A 24,607-nucleotide genomic window follows, 5' to 3' on the forward strand; every position below is an offset into this window, starting at 1 on the left:
GTGCCAGATCCTCGCGTATGGCGCGTCCTTGCGAATGGCGTGGCGTCCTAAAATGAGGGAAATACGCCATTTTGGACAGGAGGCCATCATGGCACCGTGGTTCCGTCAAGCGCTATTTGGAGGCCACCGATGTCTGAACCCCTGCAGATTGGATTGCTCGTCTTCCCGAAGGTGACCCAGCTCGACCTGACCGGCCCGCTGCAGGTGTTCTCCTCGGTACCCGGCGCCAAGGTGCATCTGATCTGGAAGCGGATCGAACCGGTCCCGACCGACTCCGTAATGGTCCTGACGCCGACCACGACCTTTGCCGATTGCCCGCAGCTCGATGTGATCTGCGTGCCGGGCGGGTCCGGCACCGACGACATGGTCGGCGACGAGGAGATGCTGGCCTTCCTGCGCAAGCAGGCCGAGGCCGCGAAATACGTCACGTCGGTGTGCACGGGGTCGCTGGTGCTCGGCGCCGCCGGTCTGCTGAAGGGCTACCGCGCCACCACGCATTGGAGCGCGATCGATTTCCTCGCCGGCTTCGGCGCGATCCCGACCAGGACCCGCGTCTGCGTCGACCGCAATCGCTTCACCGGCGGCGGCGTCACCGCGGGCATCGATTTCGCGCTGACGCTGGTGTCCGAGCTGGTCGACCGCAAGACCGCGGAGGCCGTCCAGCTCAGGCTCGAATACAACCCGGCCCCACCGTTCAATGCCGGTTCGCCCGACACCGCGCCGGCCGAGATCCTCGCCTTCATGAAGGAGCGGATGGGACCGGCCCATGCGCGCCGCGGCGAATTGATGAGCCGCGCGGCGGCCCGTCTCGCCTGATCCGACCGCAGCAACAGAAAAACGCAGCAACAGAAAAAGGCCGCCCGGTTTCCCGAGCGGCCCTTCCTGTCTCACGGTGGCCCCACATTAGCGGGCGATTTCAGGACGTCTGTACCGGGGGCCTATCTCCCGGCCGCATCCAACTCGGAGGCCGCTGCTCATCGGGACAGTCGCGATCTGGAGCCCGATCCGACGCGATGGTTTCCCATCTCCGTAAGATGGCTTCATTGAGCCGCGAAGGCGCGCCCGGCGCAAGCGGACAGCAACAGCGGCGACGCGGCTGTCCCCGCTGTTACCGTTGTCCACAGGCGCGCGCTTGCGCTGCCAGGCGCGCGTGCAACGCACGCGCGATGCTGCGCTCGCGACAACACTGCGTGAAGGTCAGCTTCCCGGGGTCCAGGCGTGGTAGTCGCCGGTCGCCTTGGGGCGGCGGCCGCTCGCCAGTGTCGAGCCGGACGGGCGGTAAGCCTGCGCGGTGCCGGTCAGGTTCGGCAGATGCGGCTTTTCCCACTCCCGCGGCGCATACGTCTGCTCGGTCGGCGGCACATCCACGGTGTGATGCAGCCAGCCGTGCCAGCCCGCCGGGATCCGCGAAGCTTCGGCATAGCCGTTATAGATCACCCAGCGGCGCTCGAAATGCAGCGTCGGGTCGATCTCGCCGCCCTTGGTGCGGTAGTAGCGATTGCCCTGCTCGTCCTCGCCGACGAGCTCGCCGTAGCGCGAGGTCCACAATTGCGTGCCAAAGGTCTGGCCATTCCACCAGGTGAAGAATTTCAGCAGGAATTGTTTCATGCGTCGCCGGTCACGGGTTCGAGGCTATCAGGCTCTGATGCCACCTGAATCCCGAAATGTCCAGCCGCCGCCAGGGTAGCCCAGCACTCCCCGTATCGCCCCCTAATGCGGGCCCGTTTGGCGACCAAATGACGCGGTCACGGGAAGTTTTGTTCACCTGCCATACATGCGCCGGCGGGCAAGCCAAGATGACGGGCAATCAACGTCTCGCGCTGGAACGTCCGACTGCAGAAGCGGTTAGACATTGTCCGTTTTGATGGAGTCCAAAATGATCAATATGAAGGTTCTGAGCACCGCTGCGGCGCTGGCGCTTGCGCTGCCGCTGGCTGTGGCGCCAACCGTTTCGTTCGCCCAGTCCGCCGCGCAGATGGGCGCGATGGGCGGTGGCGGTGGTGCCCGCGGCGGCGGTGGCGGTGGCGGCGGTGCCCATATCGGCGGCGGTGGTGGCGGCTTCGGCGGCGGCCGCGGTGCGGCCATGGGCGGCGGCGGCGGCTGGCACGGTGGTGGCGGCGGCGGCCAGTGGGCCGGTGGTGGCGGCGGCGGTTGGCGCGGCGGCGGTGGTGGCGGCTGGCACGGCGGTTATCACCGTGGCGGCGGGTTCTGGCCCGGTGCAGTGGCCGGTGCAGTCGTCGGTGGCGCCCTCGCCTCGGGCGCCTATTACGGCTCCGGCTATTATGGCTACGGCCCCGGCTACTATGACGACAGCTACGGCTATTACGACGACAGCGCCCCTGTCGCCGTGGAAGCCGCGCCCGGGGGCGACCCCAGCTACTGCGCCCGGCGCTACAAGTCCTACGACCCGGCTTCGGGCACCTATCTCGGCTATGACGGCCTGCGGCACCCCTGCCCGTAACGAAGGCCTGAATACCTGAGCGAACACAGGGCGGCGGCCACGCCGCCCTTTTTCGTGCCCCGACGTCTCACGTGCGCAAGGCTACCGCGACCGCGGCGAAGGTCACGACCAGCGCTGCGATGTCGCTGGTGCTGAGCGGCTCGCGCAACATCGCGGCTGCCGCCAGCACGCCGACGACCGGAACCAGCAGCGTGCCGATCGACGCGGTCGCCGCCGGCAACCGCTCCAGTGCCGCGAACCAGCAGACATAGCAGAGGCAGAACTGGATCAGCGTCATGTAGAGCATCGACGCCCAGCCAAGTTGCGACAGCGCCGCAAGCTGCGGCTGCTCGATCACGAGGCCCGCGATCGCGACCGGCACGCAGCCGATCGCAAGCTGCCAGGCCGCGAGCGACAGCGGCGGCATTGCGAGCTTGAAGGACTTGGTCAGCACTGTGCCGAGCCCGACGCAGAGCGCGCCCGCGAGCGCGAACAGGATGCCCGGCAACTTGCCAAAGCTCGCATCGATGCCGCCGCCGCCGATCAGCATGGCGATGCCAGCCAGCGCCACGCTGAGCGCGAGCGCGCGCGGCAGCGACACCCGCTCGCCGAGCACCGGCCAGGCCACCAGCGCGACCCATACCGGAATCGAGATTCCGAGCACGGCCGCCTCGCTGGCCCGCAGCCAGATCAGCGCGAGGCCCATCGAGGCGACCCAGCCGCCGATCGACAGCGTCGACACCAAGGCAAGCCGCGGCCACATGCCATCCGGCACGCGCAATGTCTGGCCGCGCGCGAGCGCCACCAGGCCGAGCGCGAGCGCGCCGATCACGCCGCACAGCCCGCGCGACGACAGCGGCGGCCACTCGGTCAGCAGGAATTTCATGATCGGGAAATTGAGACCCCAGCCGGTCGAAGCGACCACCAGAGATGCGAGGCCGAACGGCGACAACGGCGCGCGCGGCGGGCGACGGGAACTGCGGTCATCGAGCTGTCGTCATGTGGGCGGACAAATACAAGTGATGGCGTCTGGGCTAGCTGGGAATCTGCTTGTCAGCGAACAGCATATGCATTCTATGATACAGACTTTCCACTTGGGTTCCGCCTTAATCCGCAGACGGGCCAAGCGAGTCGACGGCACGCAAGGCCGTTAGATTAGAGGATGCATCGTGCCGAGCGTTCTCGTGGTCGATGACGACCCGATGGTGTGCGTTGCCATCGAGGTGTGTTTGCAGCGCCAAGGCTTCGACGTCACCGTCGCCGACGGCGGCGAAGCGGGCATGCGCGCGCTGGAAAAAGCCACCTTCGACGTGATGCTGGTCGACGTCTTCATGCCGCATATGCGCGGTTTCGAGGCGATTCGCGTCTTCCACGAGCGCGCCCCCGATATTCCCGTGATCGCGATGTCCGGCTATGCCTTCGCCAATGCCGACCGGGCGCCGGACTTCCTGCGGATGACGATCGAGCTTGGCGCCTCCGCCTGCCTGCGTAAGCCGTTCACCCCGCAGGCGCTGATTGCCGCCGTTAACGAATGTCTCGCGAAGTCCGCTCCTTCCGCTCGTCTTTCGAAATAATTGCTCGTACTCTCGTCGTCGATGGCTTCCCAGCGTCTCATTCTTGGCAGCGGCCTTGCGATTCTCCTTATCATCAGCGCGGCGTCGATCGGGCTGGATGTCAAGTCGCGCAGCGCGATTGATTCGGTCGATCACACGCTCAAGGTCCTCAAATGCATCTCCGACGCACGGCCGCTGCCGCGCGGCGTCGAGAGCGCGGCACGCGGCTTCGCGCTGACCGGCGAGGCCTCCTTCGCCGACGAGTTCCGCGACCAGAGCAAGGCCCTAACCGCCGCGTTCGACGAGCTGACGACCGCCGTAAGGTCGGCCCCCGAGGAAGCCCGGCTGCTCGCCGGCACTAAGCTGGAGGTCGAGCGCGCGATCGCGCTCGGCGCCGAACTGATCCGCTTGCGCAGCGCGGGCGACACCGCCGGCGTCGCGGCGCTGATCTCCGCGGGCGAGAGCCGCGCGCTGACCGACAAGCTCGGGGCCGCGCTCGACCGCCTGGTCGCCGAGGAGCGCCGCCTGCTCGGGATTCGCACCGACCAGTCGAAGACCAATGGCCGGCTGCTGCTGGCCATCGACCTCGCCGGCGTTGCGATGATCCTCGCGCTCGCGGTCGCGCTGACGCTGACGGCGCGGCGCGCCAGCCGCGAATTGCAGGGCGCGCTCAGCGCGACCAAGGCGACCAATCTGTCGCTCGAGGGCAAGGTGGCCGAGCGCACCAAGGATCTCGGCGCCGCTCTCGAAGAGCTCCGCCGCTCCACCTCGGTGATGGAAACCACCTTCCGCACCATGGCGGAAGCGGTGCTGGTGATCGACAGTGCCGGCGTCGTGCTGCTTTCCAACCCGGCGGCCGAGAAGATGCTGCGCTACAAGCCGGGCATGACGGTGCGGCAGCTGCGCGCCATGAGCAACGTGTTCCATGCCGACGGCGAGACGCCGATGCAGGCCGACGACATGCCCTCGGCGAGGGCGCTGCGCGGCGAGGAATTTGACGGGCTGGAATTCGTCGCCCGCCCGGTGCGCGGCGCGCCGGAGATTCACCTCGTGGTGTCGGGCCGGCCGCTGCGCGACGGCGACAACGTCGTTACCGGCGCCGCGCTGATCTATCACGACATCACCGCCTCGCGCGAAACCGAGCACAAGCTGCAACAGGCGCAGAAGCTCGACGCCATCGGCAAGCTGACCGGCGGCGTCGCGCACGACTTCAACAACATGCTGACCGTCATCACCGGCACGACGGAGACGCTGGTCGACAGCCTGCGCACGCAGCCGAAGCTGGCGCAAACCGCCGAGCTGATCGACCGCGCCGCCGAGCGCTGCCGCGAGCTGATCCAGCATCTGCTCGCCTTCGCCCGCCGCCAGCCGCTGGAGCCGCGCAACGTCGACATCAACGGCACCGTGGTCGATATCGCAAAGCTGCTGCGGCCGACGCTCGGCGAGCAGATCGAGATCAGTTCGGTGCTGGCGCCCGATGTCGCCAGCGTCCATATCGATCCGTCGCAGCTCGCCAATTCGCTGCTCAACATGGCGATCAACGCCCGCGACGCGATGCCGAACGGCGGCAAGCTCCTCTTCGAGACCAAGAACATCGTGCTCGACGACGCCTATGCGGCTGTCAATCCGGACATCACGCCGGGCCGCTACGTGCTGCTCGCGGTCAGCGACACCGGCACCGGCATGTCGCACGCGGTGCAGGACAAGGTGTTCGAGCCGTTCTTCACCACCAAGGAGGTCGGCAAGGGCTCCGGCCTCGGCATGAGCATGGTGTACGGCTTCGTCAAGCAGTCCGGCGGCCACATCAAGATCTACAGCGAGGAAGGCCACGGCACCACGATCAAGCTCTATCTGCCCCCTGCCCGCGGCCAGGTCGAGGTCGAGGCGGCAGCGCCCGAGCCGGTGCGGCGCGGCAGCGAAGTCATCCTGGTGGTCGAAGACGATCAACTGGTGCGCAACTACGTGGTCACGCAGCTTGGCAGCCTCGGCTACAAGACCATCGCGGTGCCCGACGCCCGCGCCGCCCTGGCGCTGGTCGACAAGGGCGAGACGTTCGACCTGTTGTTCACCGACGTCATCATGCCCGGCGGCATGAACGGCCGCCAGCTTGCCGACGAAGTGCGAAAGCGGCGGCCCGGCCTCAAGGTGCTCTACACCTCGGGCTATACCGAGAACGCGATCGTGCATCACGGCCGCCTCGACGAAGGCGTGCTGCTGCTGGCAAAACCCTATCGCAAGGCGCAGCTCGCCAGCATGCTGCAGCAGGCGCTCGGCGAGTGATGCGAGCGCGACTCTTGCCTCGATGATCCGTTAGCCCCGTCATCCTGAGGAGGCCGCAACGCGGCCGTCTCGAAGGATCGACGGCCACCAGCCGGGCCGTGCATCCTTCGAGACGCCTGCTGCGCAGGCTCCTCAGGATGACGGTCTGAGAAATTGTAGCGAGCGGTCCCCCACGCCGTCGTCCTGGCGAAAGCCAGGACCCATAACCACCGGGTTCGATTGAGAGTGCGATAGTGGCCCAGCGTCGCACAACAGCAAGCGGTTGGGGTAATGGGTCCTGGCTTTCGCCAGGATGACACTGAATACTTTCACATCCTCTCAGGATGACGGGGCTAGCGCATTCTAGCGCCCAAGACCACGCATCAATCGGAACAGGATACGGGCTACCTTGTCGCCAGCGCGACGCCGGCCAGCGTGAACAGCAGCGCGGCGATCTGCGTCGGCCCCAGCGGCTCGTGCAGCGCGAATGCTGACGCAATCACGCCGATCACCGGCACCGCCATGGTGCCGATCGCGGCCACCGAGGCCGGCAGGCGGGCCAATGCTGCGAACCAGGCGACATAGGCGACGCAGAACTGGATCAGCGTCGAATAGACCAGCAGCCACCAGCCGATCGTCGTGACCCGCTCCCAATGCGTCGTCTCGACCAGAAAGCCGACGATCATGATCGGCACGCAGCCGATTCCGATCTGCCACGCCGCCGCCGGGATCGGCGGCATCACCAGCGGATATTTCTTCGCCAGCACCGTGCCGAGCGCAAAGCCGAAGGCGCCGCCGAGCGCCATGATGATACCCGGCAGCTTCTCCTTGCTTGCCGAAATCCCGTTGCCGCCCATGATCGCGGCAAGCCCCGCGAACGCCATCACCAGCGCGATCGTGCGCAACAGCGTCGGCCGCTCGCCGAGCACCGGCCATGCGAGCAGCGACGCCCACACCGGCATCGTGTAGGCGATCAGCGCGGTCTCGCTCGCCGGCAGCCAGAGCAGCGCAAGCCCCATCAGCACCATCCAGCCGGTGACGTTGAGCGCCGCATACAGCACGAGGCGCGGCCACAGCCTGGCCTCGACATGCAGGCTCTGGGCGCGGATCAGCGCCAGCACGGCCAGCAGCACGGCGCCGATGACGCCGGTGGTGCCGCGCAAGGTCAGCGGCGGCAGCTCGCTGAGCAGGAATTTGGTGGACGGCCAGTTGAACCCCCAGCCCACCGAGGTGATGGCGAGGAACATCAGGCCGGCGGGCGCAAGGCGCGGCCGCCCGGAAGGCTTCTGGACTGTCATGGAACCCGGCAAGGGTGTGAAACGATGTGAGTCGGCCGCACCTTGCCCGCGATTTTGTCGCCCGACCATTACGCCGCTGACATGCCTGATCCGTAGTTTGCCCGTAGCCCTACGTGAGTCCCCAGAATTCAATCCGGGACGTCGAATAAAAACTTCGCCTGTGAACAGCGGGGCGAAACGCCAATCCACAGGGCTTAGGAATTTTTTTGGCTTGGGAATCCCTGAGGACTCACCGATAGTTGCCGCGATCACAGGCGCGGCACCACCCCTGTTATCCCCCTCCCCTCCACCATATTTAGTGTTTGATTCAGAAACTCGTACTAGTCCTTGACGGGCGCAACGGACATGGCCTAGCTTTCAACCTGTTCGGCGCGAGTGTGTTTGGGTCCCCGCCGGTCGCTCCCACAAGGGTTCCAAAATGACCACTCCGCCAGGCCTTCGGGCCGCGGGTGCAGGGCTTGTCTGCCCTGATTTTGGGCCCGAGGTCTTTCGAGTCCGGGGGTGACAAACGGGCCGAGAAGGACCCGGAAACAGAGGCCGAAACCGGCCCGTTGAGAAGCGTACGCGTGACGTGTCGCGTGAGCGTTTGGGGCGTTGAATGCATGACCCGGAGGACCCGACCAGTCGGGCACCTCCAAGGGATCGTGCCGCCGCAGGGCCGGGCCAAACCGGCGCCGAGCGGATGAGAGAACAGGCCGGATCCACCGGCTGAGCTGCGGATGACGGGAGGCGTGCCCACACGTGTTCCGGAAATCCGCGAACGGATAACATTCCGGCAACCTGCGAGAAACGTGGGACCGGGCAGAAGAAGTGACGGGGCTCGACCATGCGAATCGAACGACGCAACACCACCAGCGGACAGTCTCCCTATGCCGGGATCAATTTCCGCCTGACCACCTCAGAGATCCGCAATCCGGACGGCTCGGTCGTGTTCCGTGCCGAGAACGTCGAGGTTCCGGAGTTCTGGTCGCAGGTCGCCTCCGACGTGCTGGCGCAGAAATATTTCCGTAAAGCGGGCGTTGCCGCGCGCCTGAAGAAGGTCGAGGAAGAGACCGTGCCGTCGTGGCTGTGGCGTTCGGTGCCCGACACCGAGGCGCTCGCGAGCCTCCCCGAGAACGAGCGCATCGTCGGCGAGACCAGCGCAAAACAGGTGTTCGATCGCCTCGCCGGCTGCTGGACCTATTGGGGCTGGAAGGGCGGCTACTTCTCGAGCGAAGACGATGCGCTGGCCTTCTTCGACGAGATCCGCTTCCAGCTGGCCAAGCAGATGGTCGCGCCGAACTCGCCGCAGTGGTTCAACACCGGCCTGCATTGGGCCTACGGCGTCGATGGTCCCGGCCAGGGCCACTACTACGTCGACTGGAAGACCGGCAAGCTGACAAAATCGAAATCGGCCTATGAGCATCCGCAGCCGCATGCCTGCTTCATCCAGGGCGTCGGCGACGACCTCGTCAACGAGGGCGGCATCATGGACCTCTGGGTGCGCGAGGCGCGCCTGTTCAAGTACGGCTCCGGCACCGGCTCCAACTTCTCGAGCCTGCGCGGCGAAGGCGAAAAGCTGTCCGGCGGCGGCCGCTCGTCGGGCCTGATGAGCTTCCTCAAGATCGGCGACCGCGCCGCAGGCGCGATCAAGTCGGGCGGCACCACCCGCCGCGCCGCCAAGATGGTCGTGGTCGATGCCGATCATCCTGACATCGAGACCTATATCGACTGGAAGGTGAAGGAGGAGCAGAAGGTCGCGGCGCTCGTCACCGGCTCCAAGATCAACCAGAAGCACCTCAAGGCCGTGATGAAGGCCTGCGTCAACTGCGAAGGTTCTGGCGACGACTGCTTCGATCCCGAGAAGAACCCGGCGCTGCGCCGCGAGATCAAGCTCGCGCGCCGCAACCTGGTGCCCGACAACTACATCAAGCGCGTGATCCAGTTCGCCAAGCAAGGCTACAAGGAGATCTCGTTCGACATCTACGACACCGACTGGGACTCCGAGGCGTATCTCACCGTCTCCGGCCAGAACTCCAACAACTCGGTGTCGCTGAAGGACGACTTCCTGCGCGCGGTGGAGACCGACGGCGACTGGAATCTGGTCGGCCGCACCACGAAGAAGGTCACCAAGACGCTGAAGGCCCGCGACCTCTGGGAGAAGATCGGTTACGCCGCCTGGGCGTCGGCCGATCCCGGCCTGCACTTCAACACCACGATGAACGACTGGCACACCTGCAAGGCGTCCGGCGACATCCGCGCGTCCAATCCGTGCTCGGAATACATGTTCCTGGACGACACGGCGTGCAACCTGGCTTCTGCCAATCTACTCACGTTCTACAGCACCAGCACAAAACGGTTCGACATCGAGTCCTACGAGCATCTCTGCCGGCTCTGGACCATCGTGCTCGAGATTTCCGTGATGATGGCCCAGTTCCCGTCGAAGGCGATCGCCGAACTCTCCTACGAGTTCCGCACGCTCGGCCTCGGCTTCGCCAATATCGGCGGCCTGTTGATGACCATGGGCCTGCCCTATGACTCGAAGGAAGGCCGTTCGCTCTGCGGCGCGCTGACCGCCGTGATGACCGGCATCGCCTACAAGACCTCGGCGGAGATGGCGGCCGAGCTCGGCACCTTCCCGGGCTACAAGAAGAACGCAGCCCACATGCTGCGGGTGATCCGCAACCACCGCCGCGCCGCCCACGGCAACGCGACCGGCTATGAAGCGCTCTCGGTCAACCCGGTGCCGCTCGATCACGCCTCCTGCCCGCAAGCCGACATCGTCGCGCATGCCAAGCTGGCCTGGGACGACGCGCTGGCGCTGGGCGAGGTCAACGGCTATCGCAACGCCCAGACCACGGTGGTGGCGCCGACCGGCACCATCGGCCTGGTGATGGATTGCGACACCACCGGCATCGAGCCTGATTTTGCGCTGGTGAAGTTCAAGAAGCTCGCCGGCGGCGGCTACTTCAAGATCATCAACCAGGCGGTGCCGTCTGCGCTGCGCGCGCTCGGCTATCGCGAGAGCGAGATCGCCGAGATCGAGGCCTACGCCGTCGGCCACGGCTCGCTGTCGAATGCGCCCGGGATCAACGCCTCGACGCTGAAGGCAAAAGGCTTCACCGACGAAGCCATCGCCAAGGTGGAGAAGGCGCTGCCGACCGCGTTCGACATCAAGTTCGCCTTCAACAAGTGGACCTTTGGCGAAGACTTCATTCGCGACCAGCTCGGCATCGGCGCCGAGGCCATCGCTGCGCCGGGCTTCGACCTGCTCCAGGCCGTCGGGTTCACGAAGCGCGAGATCGAGGCCGCCAACGTCCACATCTGCGGCGCGATGACGGTGGAAGGCGCCCCGCATCTGAAGGCCGAGCACTATCCGGTGTTCGACTGCGCCAACCCCTGCGGCAAGATCGGCAAGCGCTATCTGTCGGTCGAGAGCCACATCCGGATGATGGCGGCCTCGCAGCCGTTCATCTCGGGCGCGATCTCCAAGACCATCAACATGCCGAACGACGCCACGGTGGAGGACTGCAAGTCCGCCTACCTGTTGTCGTGGAAGCTGGCGCTGAAGGCCAACGCGCTGTACCGCGACGGCTCCAAGCTGTCGCAGCCGCTGAACTCGCAGCTCATCTCCGACGATGAGGACGAGGACGATGTGGTGGAAGCGCTCTACGAGAAGCCGATGGCGGCGCGTGCCGCCCAGGTCTCGGAGAAGATCGTCGAGAAGCTGGTCGAGCGCATCGTGGTGATGCGCGAGCGCGAGAAGATGCCGGATCGACGCAAGGGTTACACCCAGAAGGCTGTTGTCGGCGGCCACAAGGTGTACCTGCGCACCGGCGAATATGACGACGGCCGGCTCGGCGAGATCTTCATCGACATGCACAAGGAAGGCGCGGCGCTGCGCTCCTTCATCAACAACTTTGCGATCGCGGTGTCGCTCGGCCTGCAATACGGCGTGCCGCTCGAAGAATATGTCGACGCCTTCACCTTCACCCGCTTCGAGCCCGCGGGTCCCGTGCAGGGCAACGACTCGATCAAGTATGCGACCTCGATCCTCGACTATGTGTTCCGCGAGCTCGCGGTAAGCTACATGTCGCGCTTCGATCTCGCTCATGTCGATCCCAACGAAAGTGGCTTCGACGCGCTCGGCAAGGGCGTCGAGGAAGGCAAGGAGCAGCCGGAAGAGGCGCCGCAGCACCAGGCGACGAAGTATCTGTCGCGCGGCCTCACCCGCTCGCGCACCGACAACCTCGTCATCATGCGCGGCGGCTCGGCCGCGGTGAGCCAGAACGCCGACAACGCGCCTGCCGGCGGCAACCGCGTGACCTCGCTGGCCTCGCACGGCGCAACCGCGCGCGGCGCCTCCGACACCATCGAGGGCGCGGTCGCCCTGAAGCAGGAAGTCAGCCACGACCTCTCGCCGACCGAGAAGCTCGAGGCCCTGCAACAATGGAGCAAGCCCGGCACAGCCGCAGCCGCCGCCCCGTCCAAGGCGGAGCGTCGCGCCGAGGCGAAAGCAAAAGGCTACGAAGGCGAGATGTGCTCGGAGTGCGGCAACTTCACGCTGGTGCGGAATGGGACGTGCATGAAGTGTGATACATGCGGGTCGACGACGGGGTGTTCGTGACGGCCGTTCGGCCAGAGCCAACTAAATCTCGCCGTTCATAGCGAGCTGTGCCATTTTGCTCCGTAGTCGCATTCAACCCGGGACCAGAAGCTCCCAGATACTCGCGATTAAGGAGACCATAAATGGCACGCTCGCAGAACGTCCCCGGCGTCGAACTAACAGCCGTCGGCGTAGAGGGCTATCGAGCATTCGCCAAGAGCGAAGAGATCGAGCTTCGCCCCCTGACCTTGCTTTACGGCTTCAATAGCGTCGGCAAAAGCGCACTACTCCGCGCTTTGCCTTTAATTGCAGCCTCATCTACTGGTCTCTCCTCGATCCCCATTGATCTAGAGGCGCCCATCGCCCGCGGCGCCTCTTTTGCAAATTTGCTCGCGCGGCATCAGGAAAGCCCGACGCTCTCATTCGAGCTAGCTTGGACTCCCGAGAAGAGGGACCGTAACCAATGCACACTTTGGGAGAGGACTAGCATCCTTTCTTCGATACGAGCCAAGGCGTCCTGAAGGGCCGCGGACTCCACAGTCCAGGCGGTCGGACAAAGTCCCCTAAATTCAAGAATGGCAGGTTCACTCTCGATTTGATTGATCTTTACGCCTCCGCCTTCGCTCAATGAGCTACGGCGGACAAGTCGCTAACCCGCCCTACTTTGCTGTCTGCTTGTGGAAGCATCGCGCTTCCCGAACCTCACGCCGCCTTCGCGGTCTTGTCTTCCGCCGGCGCCGTTTCCATCGCGCGCATGTAGAGATCGAGCAGGCTTTCACGCTCGTCGCGCTCGTCCTGGTCCTGCTTGCGCAGCTTGATGATCTCCCTGAGGATCTTCACGTCGAAGCCTTCGCCCTTCGCCTCCGAGAAGACTTCCTTCTTCTGCTCGCTGAGTTCCGCCATTTCGGCGTCGAGGTTCTCGATCCGCTCGACGAAGGAACGAATTTTTCCGCCGGGAATGGTGATGTCGGACATGGTGCCTCCTGCTGAATGAGGTCGTGAAAATGCAAGCAAAGAGATGACCAATGTCTTAAGCATGCGGCATCGCCGCGGCGTGTCGATCGCTGAGGTATCGGTGTGCGTAGGGCGGATTAGCCGACCACGTCCGCCGCAGCTCAACGAGCGAAGGCGGAAGGCGTAATTCGCCGCTTCGTTGGCGAAAATCTCGGTGGGTTACGCTGTCCATTCAACAGAAGGTCAAGGATTAGCAACGCTAACCTTGATCAACAAATAGATTGCTGCTGCCGCCGCACAAACAACAAATAATAAATAAAGTACAAACCCTTCCGGTGAAAGGAAGGGCGTGTAGCAGGAAAGTAAAGTCAAAATCGCAAACGTTGGGACGTATCCTGAAACAGTTAAGCGTGAACCACAGCTGGGACACGTCAGCTCTTTGACGTTTGCTGAAAACGTCGACAAGGCCGATAACTTCGTGCCGCATTTCGGACACCGCATCATTCGCTTAATACCTTCTTCGTGCAACACACCATCGTCGGGCAACCAACACGGCGGAGGTTCGCGGCGCGCTCGCAAGCATCACAGCGTCATTGCAATCGATCACTCAGGCTTCGCCTGCCACCCGCAACGTGATCCGCGTCAATTCCGAGGGCCGGCCGAGCCGCAAGGCAAAGCCCGGCCACAGCGCGGTGCCGTTGTTGACGTAGAGCGTCATGCCGTCGACGTCGTAGCGGCCCGAGACGAAGCCGGCATTGGCGCGCGCGGCGAGGCGGTCGATGCCGAGGATCAATCCGCCATGGGTGTGGCCGGAGAGTTGCAGGGCGACGCCGAGCCGGGCTGCGTTGCGCGCGTCGGCCGGCTGGTGGTCGAGCAGGATGATCGGCGCGCCCTTGGGGACGCCATCGAGCACCGCGGCAAGGTCGCGGACGGAATGCGTGCGGTGGCGCGACGCGCGGTCGGTGATCCCCGCGATCACCAGGCGGCCGGCGCCGCGTTCGAGCACGATGGTGCGGTTCTCGAGCGAGCGCAGGCCGAGCGCTTCGTAATGCGCCATCCAGCCGTCATAGCCGAAGATATATTCGTGATTGCCCGAGATCACGTAGACGCCGTCGGCGGCGATCAGGTCGGCCAACGGCGCGATGTCGTTGCGCCGCGCCTCGATGGTGCCGTCGATCAGGTCGCCGGTGATCGCGATCAGGTCGGCGCGAAGCTTGTTCGACCGCGCGACCACCTCGCGCGCCCATGACGCCGGAAACAGCCGGCTGATGTGCAGATCGGTCAGGTGCAGGATGCTGTAGCCGTCGAACTCGCGCGGCAGTCCAGGGATGGCAACCTCGACATCGTGCAGCGGCGGAATGCGCATCGCCTGGTGGACGCCGATCGCAGCGGCAGTGGCGGCCAGCGCTGCCAGCGCGTAGCGGACGCCGTCGGGCACGCCGACGAAGCCGCCGTGGATCACAGCGGCGACGATCAGCCCGGCGTCGAGCGCCAGCAGCAGCAGCGCCAGCAGCATGAGCGCACCGAATGCCCAGTTGAACAGCGCGACGACCGGACGCGGAAACTCCGGCGCGAACACCGATCCCGATGACAGCCTGTTCCAGCGATGAAATTGCAGGGCAACCAGCACCAGCACCGCGGCGACGATCTTGGCCGCGAGCGGCCAATCGAGCGGCCAGATGAAGCGGGCCAGGATCAACAGGCTGGTCAGGCCGAAGATGAGTTGGGGAATGGGTCTCGCTCCGGATCGGATTGGCGGGGCTGCGCTCAGCGAAGGTAGGGTGGATCGGCCGTGGGCGTAAACCGCCAGCGTCAATAACATTTTCGGCACATTGCGCCTTGCCGAATTGCCCCGCGCGCTCGCCGGATGAGGAAGCGACACCACGGGCCAGCATCACGGGATGCGTGACGCCGGCCCGTATCCCGCTTCGCTGGTGCAGGCACCGCTTGCCCCGGTCTGGCGGCGCAAATCGCGGATGCCCGGTCAATCCTCGATATCGGCAATGCGCCTGAGCACGATCACGATGGCAAGGACCAGGCCGAGCACGCCGCCGGCGACACCGGCCAGACCAGACCCGACGGCACCGCCGACATCCCGGTCGGACAGAACGAAGGCAATCGCTTCAGCGACAAAACCCATCCCCAGCGTCAGGACAATGATGATTGCTACCGATTTGGAAAGCTCGACCGCAAATCGAACGGCCATGTCTTCCAGGGCGCCGAGCGCGCGGGTCATACGATTGGCCGGACGAGGCGTGGCCGGATGCCGTGCGCTCCTTCCGATCGGGGCGCTGGAGTTGATATCACCGATCAATCGGTTGGCACGGGGATTGTCGCCGGGATCATCGAGGGCTCTGATGTCCAGCTTGAGTTCTCGCCGGACGAACAGCGTAACGAGCAGCGCAAGGCACAAAAGTACCGCCAGGCCGGCGTAGATACTGAAGCTTCCTGCCAGCACGATCAGAAAGGCGCCGGCCCACCCGAACGCCTCGCCACAAACGCAACCAACCGCCGTCGTGCCTATCTCAGCGAGAGATGGCCTTCTCTTGGGGAAGAAATCCGTCAGCTTCATCGGCTTGCCTTGCGTCGGCCGCGTCCTGCAGCGATCGGCCACTCAATCGACCACGATGTGGAGTTCCGGCTGTCGGGTGCAATGCTGTCGCGCGTAGCGCCGGCGGGAGATCACAAAGGCGGCTGCGACGAGCGGGCCTTGCCTCCGGCTCAGATGAGCCCGCCTCGCCCATCCCGGTGCTCAAGGCATCGCGGATACTGGAAGGCTCCCCCTGCAAAATAAAACTTGAACATCGCTCATTTTCTTGATCTATAATTGAACATTGTTCATTTTTTGATGGAGTCCCCGATGCAAACGACCTTCCGGATCGACGGATTGACCGGGACCGATCGGCCCGTAAAGCCGTGGCTGAAAGTCACCCCGGCACTCATCACGATCGGCATCATCGCGGCATTCGCGGCGCACGGACGCATCGCGCAGCCGGCCAACTACTGTGATTTCGCCGATCACTCGGCCCTGTTCGGCATTCCCCACGCCGGCGATGTGCTGTCCAACGCCGGCTTCGCCCTGGTCGCGATCTGGGGCTGGCTGGCGCTCTGGCCCCGGCGCGACAGCGCTCAGCTCCGCGCCGGATGGCCGGGCTATCGCCTGTTCCTGATCGGCCTGTTCCTGACCGCGTTCGGCTCCACCTATTTTCACCTCGCCCCCGGCAATGGCCGGCTGACCTGGGACATGCTGCCGATCGCGCTCGCCGGCGCGGGCCTGCTGGTCGGCGTCCGCGGCGACACCCACCCGGGATCAAGAGCGAACATCGAGGCGATCGCCCTCGCGCTGTTCGCCGCGGCCGGCGTCGCGTGGTGGGTCACTACCGACCGGCATGGCGCCGGCGACCTGCGGCCGTATCTGCTGCTCCAGGTGCTGCCGCTGGTCCTGATCCCGCTCTGGCAGTGGATTGATCGCACCCCGCGCACCGAGCGCATCGCCTTCGGTGCCGCGATCGGGCTGTACGTCGTGGCCAAGCTCGCCGAGGTGCTCGACCATCAGATCGCCAACACGCTTGGCATCGTCAGCGGACACACCTTGAAGCATCTGCTCGCGACGGCAGCGACCGCCGTGGTGGTGTGGGGACTGACACGACGGTTCTCGGGCGATCGCGGTCGAACGGAGCGTCGATGAGCCCCTGCCATCGAGTGAAATTGGGAGAATTTCATCCACCCGCGCCGGTCGCCCCCCTGCAAGGCGACCGGCCGCGAGCTTGGGCCGGCGGTCCCGTGCTGAGTGAGATAGCCGACCCGGATTCGGTCGTAGCACGATGCGAACGGAGCACGCATTCCCGGGCAACTACGCGTTCATGCACGTCGACGTACATAGCCCGCGTTTGCCGGAGCTTTTCCTCGCAGCTTGCAGGATGGGCAGAGCTGCGCTCACCCCATGCTGCGTGATCTGCACAATTTCGGAATAATGGAAAATTACCGCTGAGTTGCCCGACGGGTCAAGTCGCATTTTCGAGTCCCGGCGGCCCTCCTGCTCCTTTGCATGGGGTTGTTCCCGCTGTTTTGGACTCGCAGCCCGCTTCGTCTCTTCGGCGCGTTCCCGCGGCCGGCGGATTGACCGGCATGGCGGGCGTATCCATATGCATCTGCATGAACCGGCCGCGCCGCCGTTTCGCACCCACCCTGGACACAGCCAAATACCATCGGCTCCCCGTCCCCAACGCTCCGGAGCTCCCGTGGCCGCCCTCTCCATTCTCGATCTCGTCCGCGTCACCGAGGAAACCGACGCGCGTGGGGCGCTGTACAATGCGCGCGATGTCGCTCGCCATGCCGAGGCGCTGGGCTATCGCCGGATCTGGGTGGCGGAGCACCACAACATGGCGGGCATTGCGAGCGCCGCGACGTCGGTCGTGATCGGGCATATCGCGGCGGGCACCAGCACCATCCGGGTCGGCGCCGGCGGCATCATGCTGCCGAACCACGCGCCTTACGTGATTGCCGAGCAGTTCGGCACGCTGGCACGGCTGTTTCCGGGCCGGATCGATCTCGGCCTCGGCCGCGCGCCGGGCACCGATCAGCTGACGCTGCGCGCGCTGCGCCGCACGCCGGAATCCGCCGAGAACTTTCCGCAGGACGTGCTCGAGGTGCAGGCTTTCCTCGCGGCCGCCGGTCCGAACCAGCGCATCCAGGCGGTGCCGGCTGCCGGCACCGACGTGCCGCTGTGGATTCTCGGCTCGAGCAATTTCGGCGCGATGCTGGCCGGCGAGCTCGGCCTGCCCTATGCCTTCGCCTCGCACTTCGCCCCCGAGCTCTTGAACCAGGCGCTGCAGATCTATCGCGCGCGTTTCAAGCCGTCGGAACAACTCGCGCAGCCCTACACCATGGTCGGCGTCAACATCATCGCCGCCGACACCGACGCGGAAGCGCGGCGCCTCGCCACCACGCAGCAGATGTCGTTCACCAACATCTTCCGCGGCGCGCGCGGCCTGAGCCAGCCGCCGATCGACGACATCGAGACCTACTGGTCGCCGCAGGAAAAGGTCCAGGCGATGCGGATGCTGGAGCGTTCCATCATCGGCTCGGTGGAGACGGTGCGTGCCGGCATCGATGCGCTGGTCGCGGAGACCGGCGCCGACGAGCTGATGATCGTCTCCGACGTCTATGATCACCAGAAGCGGCTGCGCTCGTTCGAGCTGATCGCCAAGGCTGGTGGGATCAAGCCCGGCGGGATCAAGGCCGGCGGGACTACTTGAGCGGGCCGCCGGGCGCCTGCGACTGCGCGTGCTTGCCCACGGTCACGTTCAGCGAGTTCTGCGCATTGTCGCGCACCATCGACAGCTTGACCGACGTGCCCGGCGCCGCCGCATAGACCTTCTTGGTCAGCTCGTTCGCGCTCTTGATCGGCTCGTCATTGACCGAGGTGATCGCATCGCCGCGCTTCAATCCGGCCTGCGCTGCCGGGCCGCCGTTCTGGACGCCGACCACGACCGCACCGCGGAGATTGTTCGCCCCCAGGCTCTCGGCAACGTCGGGGGTGATCGATTGCACCTGGGCGCCCATCCAACCGCGCGTGACCGCGCCCTTCTCTTTCAGCTGCGGAATCACCGTCTTCACGGTGTCGGCGGGAATCGCGAAGGCGACACCGACCGAGCCGCCCGAGGGCGACACGATCATGCTGTTGACGCCGATCACCTCGCCATGCGCGTTGAAGCTCGGTCCGCCGGAATCGCCGCGGTTGATCCGCGCATCGATCTGCACGAAATCTTCCGAAGGCCCCGTCTCCAGGTCGCGCGCACGCGCCGAGACGATGCCCGCATTGACGGTGTTGCCGAGCCCGAACGAATTGCCGACCGCCAGCACCCAATCGCCGGCGCGCGGCGCTTGATCCGCCAATTTGACGTAGGCGAAATCGCTCCGCCCATCGACCTTGAGCAGCGCCAGATCGCTGACCTGGTCCTTGGCCAGGACTTTCGCCTTGTAGATCTTGTTGTCACTGGTACGGACATCGGCGGTGTCGCTGCCTGCCAGCAGGTGATTGTTGGTCACCGCATAGCCGTCCGCCGAAATGAAGAAGCCCGAACCGATCGAGGTCATCTCAGTTGGCGTCGACATCGCGCCCGGACCACGCTTGCCGGGACCTGGAACGATGTTCCCCGGCATGTCCTGATCGGGTTCGTCCGACCCAGGCGATTGGCCTGCAGGATCGTCATCGTCATTGTCTGGCGCCGCCACCTTGGCGGCGACACCGATCACGGCCGGCCCGACCTTCTCCGCGAGGTCGGCGAAACCGCCGGGACCGGCGTCAGCGCCACGATCCGCAGGCGAACTCGCAGGCTGCGCGTGAGCTATACTGGCGATCACGAGCAATGCCGACGAGACGGCAGTGCCGATCAGTGACGTGCGAAGGCCGGCGAAAGCCAAGGTTCCGTGAATCATCGGTCGCATCCGTGGTTGGATCAGCCCGCTGCTGGGCGAGGCGCGACGTCGGCGAACCGTTCCCGCACGCGCCGGGCCGCACTGCCGAGCGACCGATGCTAACGGAGTGCGGAGCAGACCGTTCCACCGATCCTGGGATCATCCGGCTCACGACCTTTTCACACCTTGCTCAACGCCTGCGCGATGTCGGCGACGAGATCGGACGGATGCTCGATCCCGATCGAGAGCCGGATCGTGGTGTCGAGCACGCCGATCTTCGTGCGGATATCGGCCGGCACGCCGGAATGCGTCATCGTCGCCGGCAGGCTCGCCAGCGACTCGGTGCCGCCGAGGCTCACCGCGAGCTTGAAGATCTGCAGGCTGTTGAGGAATTTCTCCGCGGCCTGCTGCCCGCCTGTGATGTCGAACGAGAATGTGGAGCCGGCGCCGCTACTTTGGCTCGCGAACACGCGCCCCGCAGTCGATGCCACGTCGTGATGGCCGAGATAATGCACCTGCGCCACCTTGGGATGGTCGCGCAGATAGTCGGCGACGATCCGCGCATTGCGGTCGGCCTTTTCCATGCGCAGGCTCAGCGTTTCCAGCGAACGGCTGATCATCCAGCAGGAATGCGGATCGAGCTGGGTGCCGATTGCGCCGCGCAGCGCCTTGACGTCCTTCATCAGCCTCTTCGAGCCGAGCGCCGCGCCCGCGATCAAATCGGAATGACCGCCGACATATTTGGTCAGCGAGTACAGCGACAGATCGGCGCCATGCTCGATCGGCCGCTGAAACACCGGTCCGAGCAGCGTGTTGTCGCAGGCGATGATCGGGGTGGAGCCCTGCGCCTTGCCGATCATGTCGGCGACGCGCCGCGTCAGCGCGATGTCGACCAGGCCGTTGGTCGGATTGGCCGGCGTCTCGATGAAGATCATCGCAACACGGCCCTTCTTCATCGCCTCGTCGGCAGCGGCGCGGACGACGCCCTCGTCGAGGCCGTCGGCAAAGCCGACCGCTTGAATCGAGAACGCCGCCAGCGTTCTGGTGAACAGCGTCTCGGTGCCGCCATAGAGCGGCTGCGAATGCAGGATCACGTCGCCGGGCCGCGCAAAGGCGAACACCGTGGTCGAGATCGCCGACATGCCGGAGGAGAACAGCGCGCAGCTCTCGGTGCGCTCATAGATCGCAAGCCGGTCCTCGACGATCTCGCTGTTCGGATGATTGAAGCGCGAATAGACCAGCCCCGCGCCCATGCCTTCCGGAGGCTCGCGCCGGCCCGCGACGAAATCGAAAAAGTCCTTGCCGTCCTCGGCGGTGCGGAACACGAAGGTCGAGGTCAGAAATACCGGCGGCTTGACGGCGCCCTCCGACAATTGCGGATCGTAGCCGTAGTTCAGCATCTGGGTTTCCGGATGCAGCAGGTGGTTGCCGATGTGGGTTTTGGATGGAAACGGTTTGGTCATGGCCGGTCTCCTTGTCGCGGGACCGCCGCGGCTCGCAGCAGCTTCCCGGAATATGCCGCCAGCATACCGCACCTTTGTAGCGTTCGGCCAAAGCACGGCATCGAACAGTTCTGGATAACGAACGGCCGGCGATGCGCCCCGCCGGCCGTTCAAATCGCTCACGCCGGGGTGAAGACGCGGCTACCAGCCGCGCTCCACGTTACGCACCTCGCCGGTGCGCGCGTCGACATCGACTTGCATCCAGCGGCCGAGACGGTCGCGGCCCTCGACTTCCCACTCATCGCCGAGAAACTTGGTGTTCGACACCGTCACAACGCCGAGATTGGTCGCGACGTCCAGCGCCGCCTCCATCGAGATCTGTGTACCGGTATCATAGGCCATCGCGGGCGTCGCGGCACCGATGGCCAGGGCCGCGATTGCGGGAATAATCAGGCTTCGCATGCTTCACTCCTCATGGAACGGGATGTTATGCCGCATAAAACGAGCGGCGCGCCCGATCCGTTCCAGGAACCGCAACGGCGGAACAGCGCGAAACTTCGGCAGTCGCGGCGATTTGGCTGCGGTTCCCGTTTCATCAATGCGCGTTGCGCGGCTTGCGCGCTGACTTCTTCCACAACCGGAAGCCGCCCTCGAATGCGTTGGCGTTGTCGCCGAACCGCACCTTGGGCGGCGGATTGTCCACCTTGTCGGCATTGCCGCCGCCGAGCACGATATAGTCCGGCTCCAGCGCCGCCGACAGCCGCGCGATGACGTCGTCGACGCTCTTGCGCCATTTCCTGCGGCCGCGCCGCTCGAGGCCCGCGGCGCCGACATAGTCCTCAAACGTTGCGTCCTTGCGGTATGGCAAATGGCCAAGCTCCATCGGCTCGAAAACGCCCTCCACGATCATCGCGGAGCCGAGCCCGGTGCCAAGGCCGAGAAACAGCATCCGCCCGCCCTGATAGCTGCCGATTGCCTGCATCAGCGCATCGTTGACGACCTTCACCGGCCGGCCGAACGCCGTGTGGAAATCGAAGCCGGCCCAGCCGCGGCCAAGATTATGCGGCTCGGCGAGCGGGCGGTTGTGAACGACCGGTCCGGGATAGCCGATCGAGATCACGTCATAGGACCAGTCCCTGGTCAGCGCCTTGACCTGCCGCACCATCTCGACCGCAGACAGAGTTGGACCCGACTCGAATTCGCGCTTGATGCGCTCCTTGTCGGTCATCACCTTAACATGCGTGCCGCCGATGTCGATCGCCAGCACGGTCCTGCGCGATGCCGGCTTCTTCGTTGTCCTGGTTGGCTTCTTGACCATCGATCCGCTCTTCCTCTTGCGTACCGAGTGGAGCAGAGAAACACATTGCGCGCCACAGCGCCGTTCTGCATCTGACTCCAATTTGTTCGCGAGGAACGAATCGGAATCGAAAAAATCGACACAGCCCAAGCGTTAACAACGCCTATGCACAGACTGCGTCCGGGCGATCGATGTTGTGCCATCGTGGGATTATTGCGCCTGATGCGGAATATCACCGAGCCCATCGCACATGGTGCAAGCGCTGGGCTCGCTGGCGGCGCGACCGGCGCCATCACAATCGCGTTCTCCGTTCGACTCCATTTCGTTCGCGAAGAACGAATCGGAATCGAAAAATCGGCGCGAAGCGATTCTTAACAACAGGTTTGCGCGATTTCGCATGAACCTGTTCAACGTCCGCGCTTGGCGCGGAGCCGTTTGCTGTCCCGCCCCGCGCGTCGAGTGAGCCGCCAATCTCCGAGATGACGCCAAAGCGCTTCCGCGACGGGCCCGTGCGCGTGCTGGCGATGGCGCACCGCCGCCAGGTTTTCCTCGCGGCCCGGAAAATTCGCGCCGGCAATGCTGATCAGCGTGCCGTCCCGGAGTTCGTCCGCGATCAGCCACGCCGGCAGATGGCCCCAGGCGAGACGATGCAGGATCAGCTCCTTCTTCATCGCCTGGTCCGGCACGGTGCACTGATGGGCACCGTCGATCAGGAAGAAGTTTTCCGCTCGTGATCGCCGCGCCGTGTCGCGGATCACACACTGCGTGAACGGGCGCATCTGCTCCGGCGTCACCTTCTTCGTCCATGCGAACGGCAGAAAGCCGGGAGCGACGACCGGCACCATGGCGGTCGTCGAAAGCTTGATCTGCTCGACGCGCGGATCCGACGGGTCCGCGCGATGAAACACCAGGTCGGCCTCCCCTTCGATCAGGCGCTCGAGCGGTCCGCTGACAGCCTCATATTCCAGCTGCAGGCGCGTGTTGGGATATCCAGCGAAGAACTCCGAGAGCATTTGCAGCACCGGCGGCCGCGGGCAGAGATCGCCAATCACCACACGCAGGACCACCTCTTCGCCGCTGACAAGCTGGTCGGCGTAGGTCTTCAGCAGGTCGAATTCGCGCAGCGTCGCCCGCGCCCGCGTGTGAAACACCCGCCCGGCGTCCGTCAGCCCGACGCGGTATCCACTGCGATCGAACAGCACAAGGCCGAGCTGCTGTTCGAGGCGGGCAACCGCCGCGAACACCGACGGGTGCGACCGGTTCAGCACGGCCCCGGCCCCCTGAAAACTTCCCTTGGTTGCGACAGCGTCGAAGCAGCGCAAATCGTGAAGCTTGATCCGGTCCATTGTTCATAAAACCTACAGAGAGTGATCAATCTTAGTAATTTTTCTTGCCATGGGCGAGTCCTAGCCTGGAGTCCTGATGTGATGCGAAGCTGGCGGCTTCCCCGGACAGAAAGGACAAGCAGATGAGCGGCGATGACCACTTCACGGCAGGAGACGGCTGCCGGATTGCCTACCGCATCGACGGTCCCGATGACCGGCCGGTGCTCGCGCTCTCGAACTCGATCGCCACGAACCTGCACATGTGGGACCGCACGGTGCCGGCCCTGAGCCGGTCGTTTCGGCTTCTCCGCTACGACACCCGCGGTCACGGCGGCTCAGACGCGCCCGTTGGCGCCTATTCGCTGGACCGGCTCGGCCGCGACGTGGTCGAACTGCTCGATGAGCTCAACATCGATCGCGCGCATTTCCTCGGCCTGTCGCTCGGCGGATTCATCGGGCAGTGGCTCGGCATCTTCGCGCCCGAACGCATCGATCGCCTGATCCTCTCCAACACCGCGTCCTATCTCGCGGCGGAGCTGCCGTTCGACGAGCAGATCCGTACGGTCCTGGCGGCGCCGGATATGAACGCAAGTGCCGACGGCTTCATGCGCAACTGGTTTCCCGCCACGATGCTGGCTGCGCCGAACGAGATCGTCGACGAATTCCGCAACATGGTGCTCACCACTCCGCCACGCGGGCTCGCCGGCTGCCTTGCGGCGCTGCGCGACGTCGATCTTCGCCGGGTCATCCCGCTGATCGCGGCACCGACGCTGGTCATCGGCGGCGAGAGCGACACCGTCACACGGGCCAGCCACAGCGAGGCGATCGCGGCAGCAATCGCCCATGCCAAACTCGTTCTGCTGCCCGGCGTTCACATCCTCAATGTCGAGCAGGCAGATCGATTCAACAGCGAGGTCTTGAGCTTCCTGCGTGTCGCGCCCTGACTATGTTCCCCATCCGACTCCATTTTGTTCGCACAGAACGAATCGGAATCGAGAAAATCAGCGCGGAGCGATTCTTAACAAGGCGTTTGC

Annotated in this window: 20 protein-coding genes; 9 read left to right on the plus strand and 11 right to left on the minus strand. The window is 64.9% G+C overall.

The genetic code is table 11. The features are described from left to right. The first annotated feature begins 129 nt into the window (after positions 1–129). Complete coding sequence (locus tag ACVIW0_RS20690) at positions 130–816, plus strand: DJ-1/PfpI family protein (RefSeq protein WP_461353999.1); 687 nt, start codon at positions 130–132, stop codon at positions 814–816. 381 nt (positions 817–1,197) lie between these two features. Here the strand turns inward: ACVIW0_RS20690 and ACVIW0_RS20695 are convergent, their stop codons facing one another. After that, entirely contained in the window at positions 1,198–1,608 is a 411-nt protein-coding gene (locus ACVIW0_RS20695; protein WP_461354000.1) for an NADH:ubiquinone oxidoreductase subunit NDUFA12, read from the minus strand. A gap of 268 nt (positions 1,609–1,876) precedes the next feature. Between ACVIW0_RS20695 and ACVIW0_RS20700 the strand changes: the two genes are divergently transcribed. Beyond that, a complete protein-coding gene (locus ACVIW0_RS20700) occupies positions 1,877–2,461 on the plus strand; it encodes a BA14K family protein (protein WP_461354001.1) in 585 nt (194 codons plus the stop codon). Between the two features lie 67 nt (positions 2,462–2,528). Here ACVIW0_RS20700 and ACVIW0_RS20705 read toward each other — a convergent pair whose 3' ends face one another. Beyond that, positions 2,529–3,365 (minus strand): DMT family transporter, encoded by an 837-nt coding sequence (locus ACVIW0_RS20705; protein ID WP_461354002.1) that lies wholly within the window; start codon positions 3,363–3,365, stop codon positions 2,529–2,531. Between the two features lie 244 nt (positions 3,366–3,609). Between ACVIW0_RS20705 and ACVIW0_RS20710 the strand changes: the two genes are divergently transcribed. After that, on the plus strand, positions 3,610–4,014 hold the full coding sequence (locus ACVIW0_RS20710) for a response regulator (protein ID WP_076860141.1): 405 nt from the start codon (positions 3,610–3,612) through the stop codon (positions 4,012–4,014). 21 nt (positions 4,015–4,035) lie between these two features. Then, on the plus strand, positions 4,036–6,273 hold the full coding sequence (locus ACVIW0_RS20715; RefSeq protein ID WP_461354003.1) for a CHASE3 domain-containing protein: 2,238 nt from the start codon (positions 4,036–4,038) through the stop codon (positions 6,271–6,273). Between the two features lie 383 nt (positions 6,274–6,656). On the opposite strand, the gene ACVIW0_RS20720 is transcribed toward ACVIW0_RS20715, so the two are convergent. Next, entirely contained in the window at positions 6,657–7,550 is an 894-nt protein-coding gene (locus ACVIW0_RS20720; protein WP_461354004.1) for a DMT family transporter, read from the minus strand. Between the two features lie 826 nt (positions 7,551–8,376). On the opposite strand from ACVIW0_RS20720, the gene ACVIW0_RS20725 reads away from it, so the two are divergent. Continuing rightward, positions 8,377–12,156, plus strand: coding sequence for a vitamin B12-dependent ribonucleotide reductase (locus tag ACVIW0_RS20725; protein WP_461354005.1), 3,780 nt, complete (start codon positions 8,377–8,379; stop codon positions 12,154–12,156). A gap of 122 nt (positions 12,157–12,278) precedes the next feature. Then, entirely contained in the window at positions 12,279–12,656 is a 378-nt protein-coding gene (locus ACVIW0_RS20730) for a hypothetical protein (RefSeq protein ID WP_461354006.1), read from the plus strand. A gap of 181 nt (positions 12,657–12,837) precedes the next feature. Here the strand turns inward: ACVIW0_RS20730 and ACVIW0_RS20735 are convergent, their stop codons facing one another. From ACVIW0_RS20735 to ACVIW0_RS20745, 3 genes are all read right to left on the minus strand, one after another. Then, complete coding sequence (locus ACVIW0_RS20735) at positions 12,838–13,110, minus strand: DUF2312 domain-containing protein (RefSeq protein ID WP_461354007.1); 273 nt, start codon at positions 13,108–13,110, stop codon at positions 12,838–12,840. 586 nt (positions 13,111–13,696) lie between these two features. Continuing rightward, on the minus strand, positions 13,697–14,821 hold the full coding sequence (locus ACVIW0_RS20740) for a metallophosphoesterase (RefSeq protein ID WP_461357382.1): 1,125 nt from the start codon (positions 14,819–14,821) through the stop codon (positions 13,697–13,699). Positions 14,822–15,073: 252 nt separating this feature from the next. Further along, the gene (locus ACVIW0_RS20745; RefSeq protein ID WP_461354008.1) at positions 15,074–15,661 is read right to left on the minus strand and encodes a hypothetical protein; all 588 of its coding nucleotides are present in this window, start codon (positions 15,659–15,661) and stop codon (positions 15,074–15,076) included. Positions 15,662–15,949: 288 nt separating this feature from the next. On the opposite strand from ACVIW0_RS20745, the gene ACVIW0_RS20750 reads away from it, so the two are divergent. After that, complete coding sequence (locus ACVIW0_RS20750; protein ID WP_461354009.1) at positions 15,950–16,777, plus strand: hypothetical protein; 828 nt, start codon at positions 15,950–15,952, stop codon at positions 16,775–16,777. A gap of 553 nt (positions 16,778–17,330) precedes the next feature. Next, complete coding sequence (locus ACVIW0_RS20755; RefSeq protein WP_461354010.1) at positions 17,331–18,347, plus strand: LLM class flavin-dependent oxidoreductase; 1,017 nt, start codon at positions 17,331–17,333, stop codon at positions 18,345–18,347. Here ACVIW0_RS20755 and ACVIW0_RS20760 read toward each other — a convergent pair. The 5 genes from ACVIW0_RS20760 to ACVIW0_RS20780 form a co-directional block, all read right to left on the minus strand. After that, complete coding sequence (locus tag ACVIW0_RS20760) at positions 18,340–19,530, minus strand: S1C family serine protease (RefSeq protein ID WP_461354011.1); 1,191 nt, start codon at positions 19,528–19,530, stop codon at positions 18,340–18,342. The two genes, ACVIW0_RS20755 and ACVIW0_RS20760, sit on opposite strands and share 8 nt — an antisense overlap. A gap of 158 nt (positions 19,531–19,688) precedes the next feature. Beyond that, positions 19,689–20,972: a cystathionine gamma-synthase family protein gene (locus tag ACVIW0_RS20765; RefSeq protein ID WP_461354012.1), complete on the minus strand. Its 1,284-nt coding sequence runs from the start codon at positions 20,970–20,972 to the stop codon at positions 19,689–19,691. Positions 20,973–21,152: 180 nt separating this feature from the next. Then, positions 21,153–21,413, minus strand: coding sequence for a PepSY domain-containing protein (locus tag ACVIW0_RS20770; RefSeq protein WP_461354013.1), 261 nt, complete (start codon positions 21,411–21,413; stop codon positions 21,153–21,155). 133 nt (positions 21,414–21,546) lie between these two features. Beyond that, on the minus strand, positions 21,547–22,269 hold the full coding sequence (locus ACVIW0_RS20775; protein ID WP_461354014.1) for an ROK family protein: 723 nt from the start codon (positions 22,267–22,269) through the stop codon (positions 21,547–21,549). Positions 22,270–22,655: 386 nt separating this feature from the next. Further along, positions 22,656–23,594: a LysR family transcriptional regulator gene (locus ACVIW0_RS20780; RefSeq protein ID WP_461354015.1), complete on the minus strand. Its 939-nt coding sequence runs from the start codon at positions 23,592–23,594 to the stop codon at positions 22,656–22,658. Positions 23,595–23,716: 122 nt separating this feature from the next. Between ACVIW0_RS20780 and ACVIW0_RS20785 the strand changes: the two genes are divergently transcribed. Next, the gene (locus tag ACVIW0_RS20785; RefSeq protein ID WP_461354016.1) at positions 23,717–24,517 is read left to right on the plus strand and encodes an alpha/beta fold hydrolase; all 801 of its coding nucleotides are present in this window, start codon (positions 23,717–23,719) and stop codon (positions 24,515–24,517) included. The last annotated feature ends 90 nt before the right edge of the window (positions 24,518–24,607 follow it).

Source organism: Bradyrhizobium sp. USDA 4454 (assembly GCF_054822705.1).

Coding starts and splice junctions, on each gene's coding strand:
- ACVIW0_RS20725 (WP_461354005.1), top strand. CDS start 8,377: ATGCGAATCGAACGACGCAACACCACCAGCGGACAGTCTCCCTATGCC.
- ACVIW0_RS20695 (WP_461354000.1), bottom strand. CDS start 1,608: ATGAAACAATTCCTGCTGAAATTCTTCACCTGGTGGAATGGCCAGACC.
- ACVIW0_RS20775 (WP_461354014.1), bottom strand. CDS start 22,269: ATGGTCAAGAAGCCAACCAGGACAACGAAGAAGCCGGCATCGCGCAGG.
- ACVIW0_RS20690 (WP_461353999.1), top strand. CDS start 130: ATGTCTGAACCCCTGCAGATTGGATTGCTCGTCTTCCCGAAGGTGACC.
- ACVIW0_RS20745 (WP_461354008.1), bottom strand. CDS start 15,661: ATGAAGCTGACGGATTTCTTCCCCAAGAGAAGGCCATCTCTCGCTGAG.
- ACVIW0_RS20770 (WP_461354013.1), bottom strand. CDS start 21,413: ATGCGAAGCCTGATTATTCCCGCAATCGCGGCCCTGGCCATCGGTGCC.
- ACVIW0_RS20765 (WP_461354012.1), bottom strand. CDS start 20,972: ATGACCAAACCGTTTCCATCCAAAACCCACATCGGCAACCACCTGCTG.
- ACVIW0_RS20785 (WP_461354016.1), top strand. CDS start 23,717: ATGAGCGGCGATGACCACTTCACGGCAGGAGACGGCTGCCGGATTGCC.
- ACVIW0_RS20780 (WP_461354015.1), bottom strand. CDS start 23,594: ATGGACCGGATCAAGCTTCACGATTTGCGCTGCTTCGACGCTGTCGCA.
- ACVIW0_RS20735 (WP_461354007.1), bottom strand. CDS start 13,110: ATGTCCGACATCACCATTCCCGGCGGAAAAATTCGTTCCTTCGTCGAG.
- ACVIW0_RS20750 (WP_461354009.1), top strand. CDS start 15,950: ATGCAAACGACCTTCCGGATCGACGGATTGACCGGGACCGATCGGCCC.
- ACVIW0_RS20715 (WP_461354003.1), top strand. CDS start 4,036: ATGGCTTCCCAGCGTCTCATTCTTGGCAGCGGCCTTGCGATTCTCCTT.
- ACVIW0_RS20760 (WP_461354011.1), bottom strand. CDS start 19,530: ATGATTCACGGAACCTTGGCTTTCGCCGGCCTTCGCACGTCACTGATC.
- ACVIW0_RS20720 (WP_461354004.1), bottom strand. CDS start 7,550: ATGACAGTCCAGAAGCCTTCCGGGCGGCCGCGCCTTGCGCCCGCCGGC.
- ACVIW0_RS20730 (WP_461354006.1), top strand. CDS start 12,279: ATGGCACGCTCGCAGAACGTCCCCGGCGTCGAACTAACAGCCGTCGGC.
- ACVIW0_RS20700 (WP_461354001.1), top strand. CDS start 1,877: ATGATCAATATGAAGGTTCTGAGCACCGCTGCGGCGCTGGCGCTTGCG.